At 58.6% G+C, this 232-nt stretch carries 1 rRNA gene; it reads right to left on the reverse strand.

The annotated features are described in order from the left end of the window. Nucleotides 1–232: ribosomal RNA gene (locus ATM97_RS31465) — 16S ribosomal RNA — on the reverse strand; the annotation flags it as partial.

The raw sequence follows: 232 nt of genomic DNA on the forward strand, positions 1-232 counted from the left end.
GCCCTCTCAGGCCGGCTACCCGTCGTCGCCTTGGTAGGCCATTACCCCACCAACAAGCTGATAGGCCGCGGGCCCATCTCGTACCGATAAATCTTTCCACCCTCAGACATGCATCCGAAGGTCATATCCGGTATTAGACCCAGTTTCCCAGGCTTATCCCGAAGTACGAGGCAGATCACCCACGTGTTACTCACCCGTTCGCCGCTCGTGTACCCCGAAGGGCCTTACCGCT

The sequence above is a fragment of the Nocardia sp. MH4 genome (assembly GCF_019266065.1).
GTDB lineage: Bacteria > Actinomycetota > Actinomycetes > Mycobacteriales > Mycobacteriaceae > Nocardia > Nocardia canadensis.